Here is a 17924-nt window from a genome sequence, read left to right as displayed (position 1 = left end):
CAGGACCGACCGCGGACTTTAGGCTATCCTTCGCGCCCTCGAAATTTCCTTGCCTCCAGGATGCGCCCATGAAGACCGCCCTTATCGAACTCATCACCAGAATCAGCTCCGGCTGCATGGGCGACGCCGAGATCCAGCGGATCGCCGATGAAGCGAGCCAGGCCTATGCCGATCCCGAGGCGTTCCTGACGGCCAACCCCGACATCAACTATGACGACAGCTTCCCCATCTCCCTGGGCGAATGGGTGGTGGTCGGCAGCCTGCCGGACACCGTGTTGTTCCAGGCCGATACCTACGTCGACCTGTTCAGCCAGATCGTCGCGTCCTTCGGCAAGGACGTGTCGTTCAATATCAAGCCCAAGCAACTGGCCAAGACCGAAGCCTTGACCGCCCTGAACCGGATCCAGATCCAGATGGGCAGCATGAACCCGGAGAACGGCGGCTACGTGCTGGTGAACTTCAGCCAGTTGCTGGACGACGAACTGCAGATGGTCCTGGTCTACGGCCACGATGTGCCGCGAGTGCTGGAGCTGTGTGCCGAGGTGGGTATCGCCGCAGCCCCGGCCCTGGAGGCCCTGAAGGTCGCGGTGCACGTCTGATTCGTCAATGTCGTGAGATCTCACGGAACCCTGATGGTGGCCGGCTATCCTAGAAGGAAGCACACCATCATTAGGGAGCGACACCATGGGTTCCACCTTCAATGGCCTGGTCGGCCTGATCATCCTGGCCCTGGATATCTGGGCCATCATCAACGTCCTCAAGAGCGGCGCCGAGACGGGCATGAAGATTCTCTGGGTACTGCTGATCATCCTGCTGCCAGTGCTGGGGCTGATCATCTGGGCCATCGCCGGGCCCCGGGGGAATGTGCGCCTCTGACCGCCAACGGATCGAGCGTCAGCAAGAGAGGGCCGCGAGGCCCTTTTTTGTGTGACTAAACATGCCTTGAACGAAATTTTCACAAACGCTCGAAGACAATTCGCCAGCGTTTTTTTTCGCTGTCACTCCCTGCAATTCATTGCGCCAGAGCCGTTGGTAGGGTGGCGAATACGCCTGCCACTAAGCAATGGCAATGCCTCCAGTGATCGTGCAACATCTGCGCACCGCGTATTCCCCGTCGCCCCGGCGGCAACAAGAGGGCTGAACGCCGCTTCATCCTTGCAACTTAAACTTCCAATGGGTCCTAAAACGACATGGCAAACTCGGATGCCCTGAGCCAGCAGCGATCCCCGAATCGCTTGCTGCAACCGACCGTCAAATCCCATCTGGCCTACACGCTTCTCTGTGCGCTGGTCATGATGGTGATGTTCACCCTGCTGCGCGTTGCGCTGCTGGTCTACAACCGCGAGATGATCCTCGATACGCCAGCCTCGACCTTCCTCGAGGCATTTGCCAATGGCCTGCGTTTCGACCTGCGACTGGTGGCCTACATCAGTGCGCCGCTGGTGCTGGCGCTGTTCAGTGCCCGGGCCATGGCTGCCCGTGGGCTGCTGCGCTTCTGGCTGACGCTGACCTCCAGCATCGCGCTGTTCCTCGGCCTGATGGAGATGGACTTCTATCGCGAGTTCCACCAACGCCTCAATGGCCTGGTGTTCCAGTACGTCAAGGAAGACCCGAAGACCGTGATGAGCATGCTCTGGTACGGCTTCCCGGTGGTGCGCTATCTCTTGGCCTGGGTCGTGGGCACCTGGATCCTGAGCCTGGCATTCAAGGGGGCCGATCGTGCCACCCGCCCCCGTGGGCCATTCACCGGCGGCAGCGTCGGGGCACGCCAGATCGCGCCCTGGTACGCGCGCCTGGCGGTGTTCGTGGTCTGCCTGGTGATTTGCGTGGTGGCCATTCGTGGCACCCTGCGCCAGGGACCGCCGATGCGCTGGGGTGACGTCTACACCACCGATTCCAACTTCGCCAACCAGCTGGGCCTCAACGGTACCCTGTCGCTGATCGAGGCGGCCAAGAGCCGGATGGGCGAGGATCGCAGCAATATCTGGAAGGCCACCTTGCCCCAGCCCGAGGCGCAGCAAGTGGTGCGCGACCTGCTGCTGATGCCGGACGACAAGCTGGTGGATGGCGATATCGCCGCAGTACGCCGTGACTACATGCCGCCGGCCGACAAGACCCTGCCGATCAAGAACGTGGTCGTGATCCTCATGGAGAGCATGGCCGGTCACTCGGTGGGCGCCCTGGGTGGCCCGGGTAACATCACTCCGTACCTGGACAAGCTGTCCCAGGAAGGCTTGTTGTTCGATCGCTTCTTCTCCAATGGCACCCATACCCACCAGGGCATGTTCGCCACCATGGCCTGCTTCCCCAACCTGCCGGGTTTCGAATACCTGATGCAGACCCCGGAAGGCAGCCACAAGCTGTCCGGCCTGCCGCAAGTATTGAGTGCGCGCAAGTATGACGATGTCTACGTCTACAACGGCGACTTCGCCTGGGACAACCAGTCGGGCTTCTTCAGCAACCAGGGCATGACCAACTTCGTCGGTCGCAACGACTTCGTCGATCCGGTGTTCTCCGATCCGACCTGGGGCGTGTCCGACCAGGATATGTTCGACCGTGGCCTGCAGGAGCTGAAGGCGCGGGAAAACGGCAAGCCGTTCTATGCCTTGCTGCAGACCCTGTCCAACCACACCCCGTACGCCTTGCCGACGCCACTGCCGGTGGAGAAAGTGACCGATCGTGGCAGCCTCAATGAACACCTGACGGCCATGCGCTACGCCGACTGGGCCCTGGGCCAGTTCTTCGAGAAGGCGCGCAAGGAGCCGTACTTCAAGGAAACCCTGTTCGTGATCGTGGGCGACCATGGTTTCGGCAACGAGCGCCAGATCACCGAAATGGACTTGGGTCGCTTCAACGTGCCGATGCTGATGATCGCCCCGGGTATCCAGGAGAAGTTCGGCCAGCGCAACCACACCGTGGGTACCCAGGTCGATATCGTGCCGACCATCATGGGGCGCCTGGGTGGCGAGGTGCGCCACCAGTGCTGGGGACGTGACCTGCTCAACCTGCCGGAAGGCGATACCGGCTTCGGCGTGATCAAGCCTTCGGGCAGCGAGCAGACCACGGCCATCGTGACGGCCGGACAGATCCTGGTGCTGCCGCGGGAGAAGGAAATGGCGCCGCGGATGTACCAGTACGAGCTGGGCGCCAACCCTCACGCGGAAATCGTCCCGGATGCCCCGCGGACCGACGAGTTGAAGCACAAGCTCGAAGCTTTCCTGCAAACCGCGACCAAGAGTCTGCTGGATAACACCGCAGGCGTGGTCAACGGCAAGCCGGACTGATCGCCATGGCACCCGGCCGGCTCGCCTTCGAGCGCCGGCCGGGTTGGCCAGGTCACCATGCACCCCTCTTGCAGGGGTGTTTTTTTGCCCGGCCCGAAGCTGCCGGAGCGGCTTGTGCCCTAGATCCTGCCGAGCAACAGCAACACCAGCAGCACGACCAGCACCACGCCAATCACCCCCGAAGGGCCGTAGCCCCAGCTTCTGGAGTGGGGGAAGACCGGCAGGCCGCCAATCAGCAGCAGGATCAGGATGATGATCAGGATGGTGCCCATAGCGATGTCCTTTTAGGAAGTATTTGTCGAACGGCTAAGGTTGCGTACCTGTCTTGCTCGCAACTGGGCCGCTTACTGTTTCGGACTCGTTGCCGGTGCACAAGATTCAAAGTTTTTCGCCGGCCAGCGTCGTCGCTCCCAAGGGCCGAACCGAGGCACGGGTTTGCCCGCGCCATTCAGCACCCTGATGGTGCATGGGGCGTGCCGGGGCCTTCGCTACACTGCGCTCATCTTTCCAGGACCTACAAGGCAACTGTTATGCACAATCGCATGATGATCACCGGCGCCGGCTCCGGCCTGGGGCGCGAAATCGCTTTGCGCTGGGCGCGCGAGGGCTGGCGGCTGGCCTTGTCCGATGTCAACGAGGCGGGTTTGCAAGAGACCCTGAAGCTGGTTCGCCAAGCCGGTGGCGATGGTTTCGTGCAGCGCTGCGATGTGCGCGACTACAGCCAACTGACCGCGTTCGCCCAGGCCTGCGAGCTCAAGTTCGGTGGCATCGATATCATCGTCAACAACGCCGGCGTGGCTTCCGGCGGCTTCTTCAGCGAGCTGTCCCTGGAGGACTGGGACTGGCAGATCGCGATCAACCTGATGGGCGTGGTCAAGGGCTGCAAGGCCTTCCTGCCGCTGCTGGAGCAGAGCAAGGGCAAGATCATCAACATCGCCTCCATGGCCGCGCTGATGCAGGGGCCGGCGATGAGCAACTACAACGTGGCCAAGGCTGGCGTGGTGGCGCTTTCGGAAAGCCTGCTGGTCGAGCTGGCGCAGCAGGAGATCGCCGTGCACGTGGTCTGCCCGTCGTTCTTCCAGACCAACCTGCTGGACTCCTTCCGTGGCCCGACCCCGGCGATGAAGGCCCAGGTGGGCAAGTTGCTGGAGAGCTCGCCAATCAGCGCGGTCGAGATCGCCGACTACATCCACCAGCAGGTGCAGGCCGGCCAGTTCATGATCCTGCCCCATGAGCAGGGGCGCCTGGCCTGGACCCTGAAGCAGCACAATCCCCAGGCGCTGTACGCCGAAATGACCCAGATGGCCGAGAAGATGCGCGCCAAGGCCAAGCAAGGCGCCAACTGAACTTGCCCGTCGGCCTGGGCCTGGTTAGGGTTGCCGGCATCTGGCAATCCTGACGAGACCTTGCATGCTCAACTACCTGTGGTTCTTTTTCGCCGCGCTGTTCGAAATCTTCGGCTGCTATGCCTTCTGGATGTGGTTGCGCCAGGGCAAGAGCGCCCTGTGGGTCATCCCCGCGCTGGTCAGCCTGACCCTGTTCGCCCTGTTGTTGACCAAGGTCGAGGCGGTTTACGCCGGGCGCGCCTATGCCGCCTATGGAGGCATCTACATCGTCGCGTCGATTGGCTGGCTGGCGGTGGTGGAGCGGGTCCGTCCCCTGGGGTCGGATTGGCTGGGGCTGGCGCTGTGCGTGATTGGCGCCAGCGTGATCCTGTTCGGGCCGCGCTTGAGCGCCTCTTGAAAAAATGCCCGGGGCAGGCCCGGGCGTCGTGTTCAGTCGAATAGTTCCTTGGGCACATCGTGCTTGAGCATCAACTGGCACTGCTCGCTGTCGGGGTCGAAGACGATCACCGCCTGACCCTTGCCCAGGGCTTGGCGGACCCGCAGGACCCGGGTTTCCAGCGGGGTTTCATCACCGTTGTCGGTGCCCTCGCGGGTGACGAAGTCTTCGATCAAGCGGGTCAGGGTGTCGACTTCAAGGCGGTCGTGGGGAATCAGCATGGGGACCTCCGGCAAACAATCCCGGATGCTACTGCGCCAGGCAGCCACCCGCCAACCACGATCTGCACGAACCTGCCCGTCATGTTCAGGAGCGATTGCCCACCAGGCTGTCCACCGAAGGCACCCGGGTCTCGCTTTCCATCTGCGCATCATGCTCGAGCTGATGGCTGAAGCGGTCCAGGGAACCCTGGGCCGGCAGGGCGTCGCTGGCGAATACCGGTGGGCTGAGGATGTAGGCGCTCAGCAGCCGGGCCAGCGCCGCCAGGCTGTCGATATGGGTCCGTTCGTAGCCATGGGTGGCGTCGCAACCGAAGGCCAACAGCGCGGTACGGATATCGTGGCCGGCGGTGACCGCCGAATGGGCATCGCTGAAGTAGTAGCGAAACAGGTCGCGCCGTACCGGCAACTCATGCTCCCCGGCCAGGCGCAGCAGGTGCCGGGACAGATGGTAGTCGTAGGGCCCGGCGGAGTCCTGCATGGCCACGCTGACCGCGTGCTCGCTGGAGTGCTGGCCCGGAGCGACCGGGGCGATGTCGATGCCGACGAATTCACTGACGTCCCAGGGCAGGGCTGCGGCAGCGCCGCTACCGGTTTCCTCGGTGATGGTGAACAGCGGGTGGCAGTCGATCGACAAGGGTTCGCCGCTGTCGACGATGGCCTTGAGGGCGGCCAGCAGGGCCGCGACCCCGGCCTTGTCATCCAGGTGTCGGGCGCTGATATGGCCGCTTTCGGTGAACTCCGGCAGGGGGTCGAATGCCACGAAATCCCCCACGCCGATGCCCAGGGATTCGCAGTCGGCGCGGGTGGTGCAGTAGGCGTCCAGGCGCAGCTCGATGTGGTCCCAGCTGATGGGCAACTCGTCCACCGCGGTGTTGAAGGCATGCCCGGAGGCCATCAACGGCAGCACGCTGCCGCGCAGCACGCCGTTATCGGTGAACAGGCTGACCCGGCTGCCCTCGGCGAAGCGGCTGGACCAGCAGCCCACGGGCGCCAGGGTCAGGCGGCCGTTGTCCTTCACCGCACGGACGCTGGCGCCGATGGTGTCCAGGTGTGCCGAGACGGCCCGGTCGGGGCTGTTTTTCTGGCCCTTGAGGGTGGCGCGGATGGTGCCGCGCCGCGTCAGTTCGAAGGGAATGCCCAGTTCTTCCAGGCGCTCGGCGACATAGCGCACGATGGTGTCGGTGAAACCGGTGGGGCTGGGAATGGCGAGCATTTCCAGGAGGACCTTCTGCAGGTAGGCGAGGTCCGGTTCGGCGATCTTGCGGGTCATGGAAACTCCTGATGAAAAAACGCCCAGCGATGGCTTCGTCCAAGACCCGCGGCACTCGCTGGCGCCGCAGGCCCCAGGGGCTCAGGGGGTTGGTTGACTGAGGGGGAACAGCAGGTCGACAAAACGCTCGGCCGTTGGTTGTGGTTCGTGGTTGGCCAGCCCGGCACGCTCGTTGGCTTCGATGAACACGTATTCGGGCTGGTCCGCCGCCGGCACCAGCAGGTCCAGGCCGACCACCGGGATATCCAGGGCCCGGGCCGCGCGCACCGCGGCATCGGCCAGCTGCGGATGGAGGATGTCGGTGACGTCTTCCAGGGTGCCGCCGGTGTGCAGGTTGGCGGTACGCCGCACGCATAGCAGCTCGCCGGGTTCCAGCACGCTGTTGTAATCGTAGCCGGCGGCGTGCAGGGTGCGTTGGGTCTCGTGGTCCAGGGGGATGCGGCTCTCGCCACCGGTGGCCGCTTGACGCCGGCGGCTGCGGGCTTCGATCAACGCGCCGATGGAGTGCTGGCCATCGCCGATGATCTGTGCCGGGCGGCGGATGGCCGCGGCCACCACTTCGAAGCCGATCACCAGGATGCGCAGGTCCAGGCCTTCGTGGAAGCTTTCCAGCAGCACCCGGCTGTCGAACTTGCGCGCCTGGTCGATGGCCTGCTGCACCTCCTCGATACTGCGCAGGTCCACCGCTACCCCCTGGCCCTGCTCGCCGTCCAGGGGCTTGACCACCACCCGTCGATGTTCGTCGAGGAACTCCAGGTTGTCATCGGCGTTGCCCGCCAGGCACTGGGCCGGCAGGTTCAGCCCGGCGCCCTTGAGCACCTTGTGGGTCAGGCTCTTGTCCTGGCACAGGGTCATGCTGATGGCGCTGGTCAGGTCGCTCAGGGATTCCCGGCAACGCACCCGGCGCCCGCCGTGGCTGAGGGTGAACAGGCCGGCCGTGGCATCGTCGACCTGTACGTCGATACCCCGGCGATGGGCTTCCTCGACGATGATCCGGGCATAGGGGTTGAACTGTGCCTGGGGGCCGGGACCAAGGAACAACGGCTGGTTGATGCCGTTCTTGCGCTTGATGGCGAAGGTCGAGAGGGTGCGAAAGCCCAGCTTGGCGTAGAGGCTCTTGGCCTGGCGGTTGTCGTGCAGCACCGACAGGTCGAGGTGGCTCAGGCCACGGCTCATGAAGTGTTCGATCAGGTGGCGCACCAGAACTTCGCCAACACCCGGTCGGCTGCAGTCTGGGTCCACGGCCAGGCACCACAGGCTGCTGCCGTGCTCAGGGTCCTGGTAGGCCTTGTGATGGTCCAGGCCCATGACGCTGCCGATCAGCGCGCCGCTATCCTCGTCCTCGGCCAGCCAGTAGACCGGCCCGCCCTGGTGACGTGGGGTCAGCAGCTCTGGATCGATGGGCAGCATGCCCCTGGCCAGGTACAGCTGGTTGATGGCCTGCCAGTCGGCGGCGCTTTGCGCACGCCGGATACGAAAGCCACGGAATACCCGGGTGGCCTGGCGGTAGTCGCTGAACCACAGGCGCAGGGTGTCGGAGGGGTCGAGAAATAGCTGCGCCGGCTCCAGCCCCAGCACCTGCTGGGGCGCGGCCACATACAGCGCGATGTCCCGCTCGCCGGGACGCTCGTTGAGCAGTTCCTCGGCCAGCCGGGCGGCGTCGGGGAAGGTATGGCCGATCAGCAGGCGGCCCCAACCGCAGTGCACGGCAACCGGGTCGTTGCCTGGCTCGCTGCCGTCTTCGGCAAAACGCGCCTGCAAGCGTTCGTAGGAGGGGGCCTGGCCGCGCAGCAGGCGTTGGCTGTAGGCCGTAGCATGGGCTTTCATCGGTCAGATTCCTTGTTCACTGAGCCACAAGTTCAACGCCGCCAGTTGCCACAGCTTGGAGCCGCGCAACGGCGTCAGCTGACCCTGGGGATCGGTCAGCAGGCGGTCGAGCATCGCCGGGTTGAACAGGCCGCGGTCCTGGCTCGGGTCCAGCAGCAGTTCGCGGACCCAGTCCAGGGTCTTGCCCTCCAGGTGCTTGAGCCCCGGTACCGGGAAGTAGCCTTTCTTGCGATCGATGACCGCGCTGGGAATCACCAGCCGCGCGGCCTCCTTGAGTACCTGCTTGCCTCCGTCGGGCAGCTTGAAGCGCGCCGGGACCCGGGCCGAGAGCTCCACCAGGCGGTAGTCGAGGAATGGCGTGCGGGCCTCCAGGCCCCAGGCCATGGTCATGTTGTCCACGCGCTTGACCGGGTCGTCCACCAGCATCACCGTGCTGTCCAGGCGCAGTGCCTTGTCCACGGCGGCGTCGGCCCCGGGCCGGGCGAAATGCTCGCGGACCCAGTCGCCGGCGGCGTCGTGGTCCAGCAGCCAGCGCGGTTGCACGGTGGCGGCGTAGTCCTCGTAGCTGCGGTCGAAGAAGGCCGCGCGATAGGCGCCATAGGGATCATCGGCGCCGTCCACCTGCGGATACCAGTGGTAGCCGGCGAACAACTCGTCGGCCCCCTGGCCGCTCTGCACCACCTTGCAGTGCTTGGCCACTTCCCGGGACAGCAAATAGAAGGCGATGCAGTCGTGGCTGACCATCGGCTCGCTCATGGCACGAAACGCAGCGGGCAACTGCTCGATGATCTCGTGCTCGGCGATGCGCAGTTGGTGATGGCGGGTGCCGTAGTGCCGGGCGATCAGGTCGGAATACTGGAACTCGTCGCCCCGTTCGCCGCCGGCATCCTGGAAACCGATGGAGAAGGTCGACAACTCGTCCACTCCGACTTCACGCAGCAGCCCCACCAGCAGGCTCGAGTCGACGCCACCAGACAGCAGCACGCCGACGTCCACCGCTGCCCGTTGGCGGATGGCCACCGCTTCACGGGTGCTGTCCAGCACTCGGTCGCGCCAATCCTCCAGGGTCAACCGGGTTTCATCGGCGGCCGGGCCGTAAGCCAGGGTCCACCAGGTCTGCTGCTCGCTGCGGCCATCGGCCTCGATGCGCATCCAGGTGGCTGGCGGCAGCTTCTCGATGCCCGCCAGCAAGGTCCTGGGGGCCGGGACCACGGCATGGAAGTTCAGATAGTGGTTGAGGGCGACCGGGTCGAGCAGCGGATCGATGTCGCCGCCCTTGAGCAGTGCCGGCAGGCTCGAGGCGAAGCGCAGGCGCTGGCCGGTGCGCGACAGGTACAGGGGCTTGACCCCGAGGCGATCGCGGGCCAGGAACAGGCGCTTGCTATCACGCTCCCAGATGGCGAAGGCGAACATGCCGTTGAGCTTGGGCAGAAGCTTGGCGCCCCAGGCGTGATAGCCCTTGAGCAATACTTCGGTATCGCCCCCGGAATGAAAGGCATAACCCTTGGCTTCCAGTTCGGCGCGCAGCTCGGGGTAGTTGTAGATCGCTCCATTGAAGGCCAGGGACAGGCCCAGCTGGTTGTCGACCATGGGCTGCGCCGAGCCGTCCGACAGGTCCATGATCTTCAGGCGCCGATGGCCCAGGGCGATCGGACCCTGGCTGTGGAAGCCCCAGGCGTCGGGGCCGCGGGGGGCGAGGTGGTGGGTGATGCGTTCAACTGCCGCAAGGTCGGCAGGTTGGTGATCGAAACGTAGTTCTCCAGCTAATCCGCACATAAGTCCTTACCGGTTTTTTCCGTTGGGGAAGAGTCAATCCGTCGCCGCCAAAATGACGGCTACCAGGAAACTGACCTGTGCATAACTCGGGAGTTTTAGATCGATGGGTTATAAGCGCCAGGCACTGTCCAACCCCGGACGGACCGGGGCAGGGCAGGGCAGGAGCAGGCAGCGCTTCGGCCAGGCGGCTGCCGGGGCCCTGTTTCAGGCCTTGCCGCGAATCAGCCGGCGCAGGGCGAAGCGGTTCGGATGGCAGGCCTCGGCCACGTTCCTGGGCAATGGCAGGGGTTCGTCCTCCAGCCAGGCGGCCAGCAGTTCCCCGGACAACGGCGCGGTGATCAAGCCGCGCGAGCCATGGCCGCTATTGATGTACAAGCCTTCGAGCCAGGGGCAGGGCAGGTCCGGTACTTGGCGGGCGTCCTTGCCCAGGGCGGCATAGGTGTCGGCGAAGGCAGCGGGGTCCGCCAGCGGACCGACGATGGGCAGGTAGTCCGGGCTGGTGCAGCGAAAGGCCGCGCGGCCTTGCAGCTCTTCCAGGGGCAAGTGCTCGGCGTCCAGGCGGTGCAGCAGGTCGCTGGAGATTTCCCGCAGCATCGCCAGGTTGCCCGCATGTTCGGCGGTGGTCGGGGCCAGGTCCTGGTTGTGGAAGTCGAAGCTGGCGCCCAGGGTGTGTTCCCCCAGCCGGGGTGGGGCGACATAGCCTTCGGCGCAGACCACCGTGGCCAGGGCCTGGCTGCGTGCCGTTTGCGGCAGGCGGGTGATCTGCCCACGGATGCGCTTGAGGGGCAACTCGGCGCTGGCGGGAAACTGCTTGATCTCGGCCGCGCCGGCGAGGATCACCACGGCGGCGCTGGCCAGTAGCTGTTCGCCGTCCCAGGCCTGCCACTGCTGGTCGACCCGGCGCAGTTCCAGCACCTGCCGATGGGCCAGGACCTGGATACCTGCATGCGCGGCTTGCCATTGGCACAGCGCCGGCGGATGGACCCAGCCCCCTTCGGGGAAGAACAATCCGCCGTATTCCAGGCCAATGCCGGCCCGGGCCTGGGCTTGCTCGCGGTCCAGGATGTGCAGCAAGTCGTGGGCAAAGGCCGCGGCCAGTTGCGCCTGGCGTTCGGCTTCCTTGGCGTTGAACGCCAGTTGCAGGACGCCGCAGCCGTCCCAGTCCAGGCCTCGTTGCAGGTGTTCGAGCTGGCGGCGGGTGTAGCCGAAGCCGCTGAGGATCATCTGCGACAACGCCGTGCCGTGGGCCGACAACTTGAGGTAGAGCACGCCCTGGGGATTGCCCGAGGCTTCCTGGGCCAGTTGCCCGTGGCGTTCGAGCAGTTGTACCTGCCAGCCACGGGCAGCCAGGCTGGCGGCACTGGAACAGCCAGCCAGGCCGCCGCCGATCACCAGGGCGCTCTTGTCTTGTCGTGGTGGGCGGGCGAACCAGGGCTTGGCTGCGGCCGGAGCGGGAGTTTCTTCGGGCCAGCCGAGGAACTCGCCGCGCAGCACTTCCCATTTGCGGCCGATGCCCGGGGTGCGCTTCATCTTGAAGCCCGCGGCGTTCAACAGGCGCCGCACCCAGCCGGTGCTGGTGAAGGTGCTGATGCTTGCGCCCGGTGCAGCCAGGCGGGCCAGTTCGGCGAACAGCTCGGCGGTCCACATCTCGGGGTTCTTCGCCGGGGCGAAACCGTCGAGGAACCAGGCGTCCACCTGGGCGTCCAGTTGCGGCAGTTGCTCCAGTGCATCGCCGATCAACAGGGTCAGGATGACCCGGCCCTGGTCCAGGACCAGGCGCTGGAAACCACCGTGGATCGCCTGGTACTGCACCAAGAGCGGCTGCGCCAGGTCGGCCAGCTCCGGCCACAGGCCCAGGGCCCGTTGCAGGTCGGCGTGGTTCAGGGGGTATTTTTCGACGCTGACGAAATGCAGGCGCGCGCCGACCGGCGCTTGTTGCCGGAACAGTTGCCAGGCGCAGAGGAAGTTCAGCCCGGTGCCGAAGCCGGTCTCGCCGATGACGAAGCGCTGGCCGGCGGCCAGGGCGGCGAAGCGTTCCCCCAGGCGGTTCTGTTCGATGAAGACGTGGCGGGTTTCATCCAGCCCCGAGTCGCTGGAGAAATACACATCGTCGAAGACCCGCGAGCGCGGGCGTCCTTGGTCGTCCCAGTCGAGCTGGGCGTAGGGTAGTTCTGCTGTCATGTTCGGCTCATGTGGCGCAAGGCGGCCATTCTAGCCGATCACCGGGTCGGCGCTTGATCCATGGCAAGCCGTTGGCGCTTCTGGATTTGTTTTCCCTGGCCGAGGTCCATCCGCTAGTCTTGGAAAATTCTTGGAAGGGAGCCACCCATGTTCGAATCCGCTGAAATCGGTCACGCCATCGACAAGGAAACCTACGACGCCGAAGTGCCGGCCCTGCGTGAAGCCTTGCTCGAGGCGCAGTTCGAGTTGCGCCAGAAGGCCGGATTCCCGGTGATCGTGCTGATCAATGGCGTGGAAGGGGCGGGCAAGGGCGAGACGGTCAAGCTGCTAAACGAATGGATGGACCCGCGCCTGATCGAGGTGCGCACCTTCGACCAGCAGACCGACGAGGAGCTGTCGCGGCCACCGGCCTGGCGCTATTGGCGCATGCTCCCGGCCAAGGGCCGCATGGGGGTGTTTTTCGGTAACTGGTACAGCCAGATGCTCCAGGGGCGGGTGCATGGGCAGATCAAGGACCCGCGCCTGGACCAGGCGATCAATGCTGCCGAGCGCCTGGAGAAGATGCTTTGCGATGAGGGCGCACTGATCTTCAAGTTCTGGTTCCACCTGTCCAAGAAGCAGATGAAGGCCCGGCTCAAGGCCCTGCAGGACGATCCGCTGCACAGCTGGCGCATCAGCCCGCTGGACTGGCAGCAGTCAGAAACCTACGACAAGTTCGTCAAGTACGGCGAGCGAGTTTTGCGCCGCACCAGTCGCGACTATGCGCCCTGGCATGTGATCGAAGGCGTGGACCCGCATTACCGCAGCCTCACCGTGGGCCGCATCCTCCTCGAGGGCTTGCAGAGTGCCCTGGCTCGCAAGCCGCTCAAGCCGGCCCAGGTCAACGCCGCGCCGTTGCCGCCAGCGGTGGACCAGTTGAGCCTGCTGGACAGCCTGGACATGACCCAGCGCTTGGACAAGGACGACTACGAAGAGCAACTGATCACCGAGCAGGCGCGCCTGGCCGGCCTGTTGCGCGACAAGCGCATGCGCAAGCACGCCCTGGTGGCGGTGTTCGAGGGCAACGATGCGGCGGGCAAGGGCGGCGCCATCCGCCGGGTGGCGGCGGCGCTGGATCCACGCCAATACAGCATCGTGCCGATCGCCGCGCCGTCCGAAGACGAGCGCGCGCAGCCCTACCTCTGGCGTTTCTGGCGGCAGATCCCGGCCCGGGGCAAGTTCACCATCTTCGATCGTTCCTGGTACGGCCGGGTGCTGGTGGAGCGGGTCGAGGGCTTTTGCAGCCCGGCCGACTGGTTGCGTGCCTACAGCGAGATCAACGACTTCGAGGAGCAGTTGGCCGATGCCCGGGTGATCGTGGTGAAGTTCTGGCTGGCCATCGACAAGGACACCCAGCTGGAGCGTTTCCAGGAGCGCGAAGAGATCCCCTTCAAACGCTTCAAGATCACCGAGGACGACTGGCGCAACCGCGACAAGTGGGACGACTACCGTACTGCGGTGGGCGACATGGTCGACCGTACCAGTACCGAAGTGGCGCCCTGGACCCTGGTGGAGGCCAACGACAAGCGCTGGGCCCGGGTCAAGGTCCTGCGCACCATCAACCGGACCCTGGAAGAGGCGTTCGAGCGCAGCGACCGGCACGACAAGAAACACAAGAAGTAGGCCGATGGCCACGCATACGGCCAATGAATGATCGTCGCGGGCGGTTGGCCGCGGATCTATGCTCGACGCTCTTGAGCTGGCAACAACAAGGAGAGCGTCATGCGTGAAGTGGTGATAGTCGACAGCGTGCGGACTGGCCTGGCCAAGTCCTTTCGCGGCAAGTTCAACCAGACCCGTCCGGACGACATGGCCGCCCATTGTGTCAATGCGCTGCTGGCGCGCACTGGCATCGACCCGGCCAGCGTCGAGGATTGCATCGTCGGCGCCGGCTCCAACGAAGGGGCCCAGGGCTACAACATCGGGCGCAACGTCGCCGTGCTTTCGGCCCTGGGCACCGGCACCGCGGGCATGACCCTCAACCGTTTCTGCTCTTCGGGGTTGCAGGCGATCGCCATCGCCGCCAACCAGATCGCCTCCGGCTGCAGCGACGTCATCGTCGCCGGCGGGGTGGAGTCCATCAGCCTGACCATGAAGAGCGTCAATACCGACAACCTGATCAACCCGTTGCTCAAGGAGCAGGTGCCGGGCATCTATTTCCCCATGGGCCAGACCGCCGAGGTGGTGGCCCGGCGCTACAAGGTCAGTCGCGAGAGCCAGGACCTTTACGCCCTGCAGAGCCAGCAGCGCACCGCCCAGGCCCAGGCCGCCGGCCTGTTCGACGACGAGATCGTGCCGATGGCGGTCAAGTACAGGGTCGAGGACAAGAACACCGGGCAGGTGCAGATCCTCGATGGCGTGGTGGATCGCGACGACTGCAACCGCCCGGACACCACCCTGGAGAACCTGGCGGCGCTCAAGCCGGTGTTCGCCGAGGATGGTTCGGTGACCGCTGGCAACTCCTCGCAGCTCTCCGATGGGGCTTCGATGACGCTGGTGATGAGCCTGGAGCGGGCACTGGCCCTGGGGCTCAAGCCCAAGGCGTTCTTCCGTGGCTTCACCGTGGCCGGCTGCGAGCCGGACGAAATGGGCATCGGCCCGGTGTTCTCGGTGCCCAAGCTGCTCAAGGCCAAGGGCCTGAGCATCGCCGACATCGACCTGTGGGAACTCAACGAGGCCTTTGCGTCCCAGTGCCTGTATGCCCGCGAGCGCCTGGAAATCGACAACGCCCGCTACAACGTCAATGGCGGCTCGATCGCCATCGGCCACCCCTATGGCATGACCGGCTCGCGCCAGGTCGGACACCTGGTGCGCGAGCTGCAGCGGCGCAACTTGCGCTACGGCATCGTCACCATGTGCGTGGGGGGCGGCATGGGCGCCACCGGGCTGTTCGAGGCCGTGCGCTAGGCCTGTTGCCGCTATACCAGCCGGCTCCGGTGGGGCCGGCTTGCGTGTTTGCGACCTGGACTGTCCTGTTTGCGCGCGGTCGCTCATAGCCGCTGTGTCGCCCCAGGCTCCGGCCCTAGAATGTGCCCGTCGCTGGCAGGTTTTGTGGGGTTGGCATGCATGTTTCATCCGGTCGTTGGGCCTACGGCCTGTTCCTCGCATTGGTGACCGCGGTGCTCTGGGGCATCCTGCCCATCAAGCTCAAGCAAGTACTGCAAGCGATGGATCCGGTCACCGTGACCTGGTTCCGCCTGCTGGTGTCCGGCGGGTGCCTGCTGGTCTACCTGGCGGCGGTACGACGCCTGCCCGACTGGCGTCGGCTCGGGCCGCGGGGCGCCTGGCTGGTGCCGCTTGCGGTGGGTGGCCTGGTGGGCAACTACGTGCTGTACCTGATGGGCCTGAACCTGTTGAGCCCGGGCACCGCGCAACTGGTGGTGCAGATGGGGCCGATCTTGCTGCTGGTCGCCAGTGTGCTGGTGTTCAAGGAGCGCTTCAGCCTGGGGCAGGGCCTGGGCCTGCTGGTATTGCTGGTGGGGTTCGGGTTGTTCTTCAACCAGCGCCTGGCCGAGTTGCTGACGTCCCTGGGCGACTACACCGCTGGCGTGCTCACCGTGCTGGCGGCATCGGCGGTCTGGACCTTCTATGCCCTGGGCCAGAAGCAGTTGTTGAGTGTGTGGAATTCATTGCAGGTGATGATGGTGATCTACCTGTCCTGCGCCTTGCTGCTCACGCCCTGGGTTCATCCGTTGGAGGTTCTGGCGCTGACGCCATTGCAAGGTTGGCTGTTGCTGGCCTGCTGCCTCAATACCCTGGTGGCCTATGGCGCGTTTGCCGAAGCCCTGGCCCATTGGGAAGCATCGCGGGTCAGCGCGACCCTGGCCATCACCCCGCTGGTGACCTTCGCCGCCGTGGCCTGGGCGGCCTGGATGTGGCCGGAGTACGTGCACGCGGAACAGATCAACGGCCTGGGTTATGGCGGTGCGTTGCTGGTGGTGCTGGGGTCGGCGCTGACGGCCCTGGGGCCGTCGCTGATCGAGGGGTTGCGGGCACGGCGTCGGCGCGGTGGCGCCAGGTGACGATCACGGGCGGCGGCATGAAACCCGCCGCCCGCTCTGGATGTCAGCCCTGTTTTCCGGCTTCCAGCATGTTTTCCGGGCGGACCCAGGCGTCGAACTGCGCATCGTCCAGGTAACCCAGTTCCAGCGCCGCCTCGCGCAGGGTCAGGTTCTCGGCGTAGGCCTTCTTGGCGATCTCGGCGGCCTTGTCGTAGCCGATATGCGGGTTGAGCGCTGTCACCAGCATCAGGCCGCGTTCCAGGTGGGCGGCCATTTGCACCGGATCGGGCTCCAGGCCCGTGATGCAGTGCTGGTGGAAGTTGCTGCAGCCATCGGCCAGCAGGCGGATCGATTGCAGCAGGTTGTGGATGATCACCGGCTTGAACACGTTCAACTGCAAATGGCCCTGGCTGGCGGCGAAACCGATGGCGGTATCGTTGCCCATGACCTGGCAGGCCAGCATCGACAAGGCTTCGCACTGGGTCGGGTTGACCTTGCCGGGCATGATCGAACTGCCTGGCTCGTTGGCCGGCAGCTTGACCTCCGCCAGACCGGCCCTCGGCCCCGAACCCAGTAGGCGCAGGTCGTTGGCGATCTTCATCAGGCACACCGCGAGGGTCTTCAGGGCCCCGGACAGGGCGGTCAGTGGCTCATGGCCGGCCAGGGCGGCGAACTTGTTGGGCGCGGTGACGAACGGCAGACCGGAGAGGGCGGCGAGCTCGGCGGCGATGGCTTCGCCAAAACCGTGGGGCGAGTTCAGTCCGGTACCCACGGCGGTGCCGCCCTGGGCCAGTTCGCAGACCGCCGGCAGGGCACTGCGGATCGCTCGCTCGGCGTAGCTCAGCTGGGCGATGAAGGCCGAGAGTTCCTGGCCGAAGGTGATTGGCGTGGCATCCATCATGTGGGTGCGTCCGGTCTTCACCAGCTTCATGTGCCGCGCCGACAGCTCGGCCAGGCCGCCGGAGAGTTCGGCGATGGCCGGCAGCAGCTGGAATTGCACGGCCTGGGCGGTGGCGATGTGCATGGCGGTGGGGAAGCAGTCGTTGGAGCTCTGGGAACGGTTGACATGATCGTTGGGATGCACCGGCGCCTTGCCGCCGCGGGGATTGCCCGCCAGCTCGTTGGCCCGTCCGGCCAGCACTTCGTTGACGTTCATGTTGCTCTGGGTGCCGCTGCCGGTTTGCCACACCACCAGTGGGAACTGGTCGTCGTGCTCGCCGGCCAGCACTTCGTCGGCGGCCTGTTCGATCAGTCGGGCGATATCCGCGGGCAGGTCGCCGTTGCGGTTGTTGACCCGGGCCGCGGCTTTCTTGATCAGCGCCAGGGCGTGCAGGACCGACAGCGGCATGCGTTCGGTACCGATGGCGAAGTTGACCAGCGAGCGTTGGGTTTGAGCGCCCCAGTAGGCTTCCTGCGGGACTTCAACCTGGCCCAGGCTGTCAGTTTCGATTCGATTCATCGTGGCGATCCTCCTAGTCTGACTGGCCAGTTTAGGCCCTGATCCGAGGCTCGGGTTCCCTTGGAGGGATTTATCCCTGCCATT

Annotated in this window: 15 protein-coding genes; 8 read left to right on the top strand and 7 right to left on the bottom strand. The window is 65.2% G+C overall.

Annotation, left to right across the window (positions count from 1 at the left end):
- Positions 1-68 precede the first annotated feature (68 nt).
- The 3 genes from C4K40_RS22435 (at position 69) to C4K40_RS22425 (ending at position 3284) form a co-directional block, all read left to right on the top strand.
- Complete coding sequence (locus C4K40_RS22435) at positions 69-599, top strand: hypothetical protein (protein ID WP_022640149.1); 531 nt, start codon at positions 69-71, stop codon at positions 597-599.
- Positions 600-684: 85 nt separating this feature from the next.
- Positions 685-876 carry a PLDc N-terminal domain-containing protein gene (locus C4K40_RS22430; protein ID WP_011062611.1) on the top strand — a complete coding sequence of 64 codons (192 nt, stop codon included), beginning with the start codon at positions 685-687 and terminating at the stop codon, positions 874-876.
- 314 nt (positions 877-1190) lie between these two features.
- The gene (locus C4K40_RS22425; protein ID WP_053133243.1) at positions 1191-3284 is read left to right on the top strand and encodes an LTA synthase family protein; all 2094 of its coding nucleotides are present in this window, start codon (positions 1191-1193) and stop codon (positions 3282-3284) included.
- Between the two features lie 119 nt (positions 3285-3403).
- On the opposite strand, the gene C4K40_RS22420 is transcribed toward C4K40_RS22425, so the two are convergent.
- Positions 3404-3562 (bottom strand): DUF3309 family protein, encoded by a 159-nt coding sequence (locus C4K40_RS22420; protein ID WP_172681654.1) that lies wholly within the window; start codon positions 3560-3562, stop codon positions 3404-3406.
- Positions 3563-3814: 252 nt separating this feature from the next.
- Here C4K40_RS22420 and C4K40_RS22415 point away from each other — a divergent pair, with 252 nt between their 5' ends.
- Positions 3815-4630, top strand: coding sequence for an SDR family oxidoreductase (locus tag C4K40_RS22415; RefSeq protein WP_022640147.1), 816 nt, complete (start codon positions 3815-3817; stop codon positions 4628-4630).
- A gap of 64 nt (positions 4631-4694) precedes the next feature.
- On the top strand, positions 4695-5027 hold the full coding sequence (locus C4K40_RS22410) for a YnfA family protein (RefSeq protein WP_053133239.1): 333 nt from the start codon (positions 4695-4697) through the stop codon (positions 5025-5027).
- A gap of 32 nt (positions 5028-5059) precedes the next feature.
- On the opposite strand, the gene C4K40_RS22405 is transcribed toward C4K40_RS22410, so the two are convergent.
- The 5 genes from C4K40_RS22405 to mnmC all read right to left on the bottom strand — a co-directional run bounded on the left by C4K40_RS22405 (position 5060) and on the right by mnmC (position 12341).
- Positions 5060-5287, bottom strand: coding sequence for a YheU family protein (locus tag C4K40_RS22405; RefSeq protein ID WP_022640145.1), 228 nt, complete (start codon positions 5285-5287; stop codon positions 5060-5062).
- Positions 5288-5372: 85 nt separating this feature from the next.
- Positions 5373-6557: an osmoprotectant NAGGN system M42 family peptidase gene (locus C4K40_RS22400; protein WP_022640144.1), complete on the bottom strand. Its 1185-nt coding sequence runs from the start codon at positions 6555-6557 to the stop codon at positions 5373-5375.
- Between the two features lie 81 nt (positions 6558-6638).
- Positions 6639-8384, bottom strand: a complete 1746-nt coding sequence (gene ngg, locus C4K40_RS22395) for an N-acetylglutaminylglutamine synthetase (RefSeq protein WP_022640143.1) — start codon at positions 8382-8384, stop codon at positions 6639-6641.
- 3 nt (positions 8385-8387) lie between these two features.
- Positions 8388-10160: an N-acetylglutaminylglutamine amidotransferase gene (locus C4K40_RS22390; protein WP_031320277.1), complete on the bottom strand. Its 1773-nt coding sequence runs from the start codon at positions 10158-10160 to the stop codon at positions 8388-8390.
- Positions 10161-10364: 204 nt separating this feature from the next.
- A complete protein-coding gene (mnmC, locus tag C4K40_RS22385; protein ID WP_053133236.1) occupies positions 10365-12341 on the bottom strand; it encodes a bifunctional tRNA (5-methylaminomethyl-2-thiouridine)(34)-methyltransferase MnmD/FAD-dependent 5-carboxymethylaminomethyl-2-thiouridine(34) oxidoreductase MnmC in 1977 nt (658 codons plus the stop codon).
- A 147-nt stretch (positions 12342-12488) separates the two neighbouring features.
- On the opposite strand from mnmC, the gene pap reads away from it, so the two are divergent.
- From pap to C4K40_RS22370, 3 genes are all read left to right on the top strand, one after another.
- On the top strand, positions 12489-14003 hold the full coding sequence (pap, locus tag C4K40_RS22380; protein ID WP_053133233.1) for a polyphosphate:AMP phosphotransferase: 1515 nt from the start codon (positions 12489-12491) through the stop codon (positions 14001-14003).
- A gap of 99 nt (positions 14004-14102) precedes the next feature.
- Positions 14103-15287, top strand: coding sequence for a thiolase family protein (locus C4K40_RS22375; protein ID WP_022640139.1), 1185 nt, complete (start codon positions 14103-14105; stop codon positions 15285-15287).
- A gap of 155 nt (positions 15288-15442) precedes the next feature.
- Positions 15443-16402: a DMT family transporter gene (locus C4K40_RS22370; RefSeq protein WP_053133230.1), complete on the top strand. Its 960-nt coding sequence runs from the start codon at positions 15443-15445 to the stop codon at positions 16400-16402.
- Positions 16403-16445: 43 nt separating this feature from the next.
- Here C4K40_RS22370 and C4K40_RS22365 read toward each other — a convergent pair whose 3' ends face one another.
- Positions 16446-17840, bottom strand: a complete 1395-nt coding sequence (locus tag C4K40_RS22365) for a class II fumarate hydratase (protein ID WP_022640137.1) — start codon at positions 17838-17840, stop codon at positions 16446-16448.
- Positions 17841-17924 lie beyond the last annotated feature (84 nt).

The organism is Pseudomonas sp. CMR5c (genome assembly GCF_003850545.1).
Classification (GTDB): Bacteria; Pseudomonadota; Gammaproteobacteria; order Pseudomonadales; family Pseudomonadaceae; genus Aquipseudomonas; species Aquipseudomonas piscis.
This window is presented reverse-complemented; position numbering and strand designations above follow the sequence as displayed.

Excerpts from the sequence above, each read along its gene's own strand:
- C4K40_RS22365 (WP_022640137.1), bottom strand. The coding sequence starts at position 17,840 with ATGAATCGAATCGAAACTGACAGCCTGGGCCAGGTTGAAGTCCCGCAG.
- C4K40_RS22370 (WP_053133230.1), top strand. The coding sequence starts at position 15,443 with ATGCATGTTTCATCCGGTCGTTGGGCCTACGGCCTGTTCCTCGCATTG.
- C4K40_RS22405 (WP_022640145.1), bottom strand. The coding sequence starts at position 5,287 with ATGCTGATTCCCCACGACCGCCTTGAAGTCGACACCCTGACCCGCTTG.
- ngg (WP_022640143.1), bottom strand. The coding sequence starts at position 8,384 with ATGAAAGCCCATGCTACGGCCTACAGCCAACGCCTGCTGCGCGGCCAG.
- C4K40_RS22400 (WP_022640144.1), bottom strand. The coding sequence starts at position 6,557 with ATGACCCGCAAGATCGCCGAACCGGACCTCGCCTACCTGCAGAAGGTC.
- C4K40_RS22415 (WP_022640147.1), top strand. The coding sequence starts at position 3,815 with ATGCACAATCGCATGATGATCACCGGCGCCGGCTCCGGCCTGGGGCGC.
- C4K40_RS22410 (WP_053133239.1), top strand. The coding sequence starts at position 4,695 with ATGCTCAACTACCTGTGGTTCTTTTTCGCCGCGCTGTTCGAAATCTTC.
- C4K40_RS22375 (WP_022640139.1), top strand. The coding sequence starts at position 14,103 with ATGCGTGAAGTGGTGATAGTCGACAGCGTGCGGACTGGCCTGGCCAAG.
- C4K40_RS22435 (WP_022640149.1), top strand. The coding sequence starts at position 69 with ATGAAGACCGCCCTTATCGAACTCATCACCAGAATCAGCTCCGGCTGC.
- C4K40_RS22425 (WP_053133243.1), top strand. The coding sequence starts at position 1,191 with ATGGCAAACTCGGATGCCCTGAGCCAGCAGCGATCCCCGAATCGCTTG.
- C4K40_RS22430 (WP_011062611.1), top strand. The coding sequence starts at position 685 with ATGGGTTCCACCTTCAATGGCCTGGTCGGCCTGATCATCCTGGCCCTG.
- C4K40_RS22390 (WP_031320277.1), bottom strand. The coding sequence starts at position 10,160 with ATGTGCGGATTAGCTGGAGAACTACGTTTCGATCACCAACCTGCCGAC.
- mnmC (WP_053133236.1), bottom strand. The coding sequence starts at position 12,341 with ATGACAGCAGAACTACCCTACGCCCAGCTCGACTGGGACGACCAAGGA.
- pap (WP_053133233.1), top strand. The coding sequence starts at position 12,489 with ATGTTCGAATCCGCTGAAATCGGTCACGCCATCGACAAGGAAACCTAC.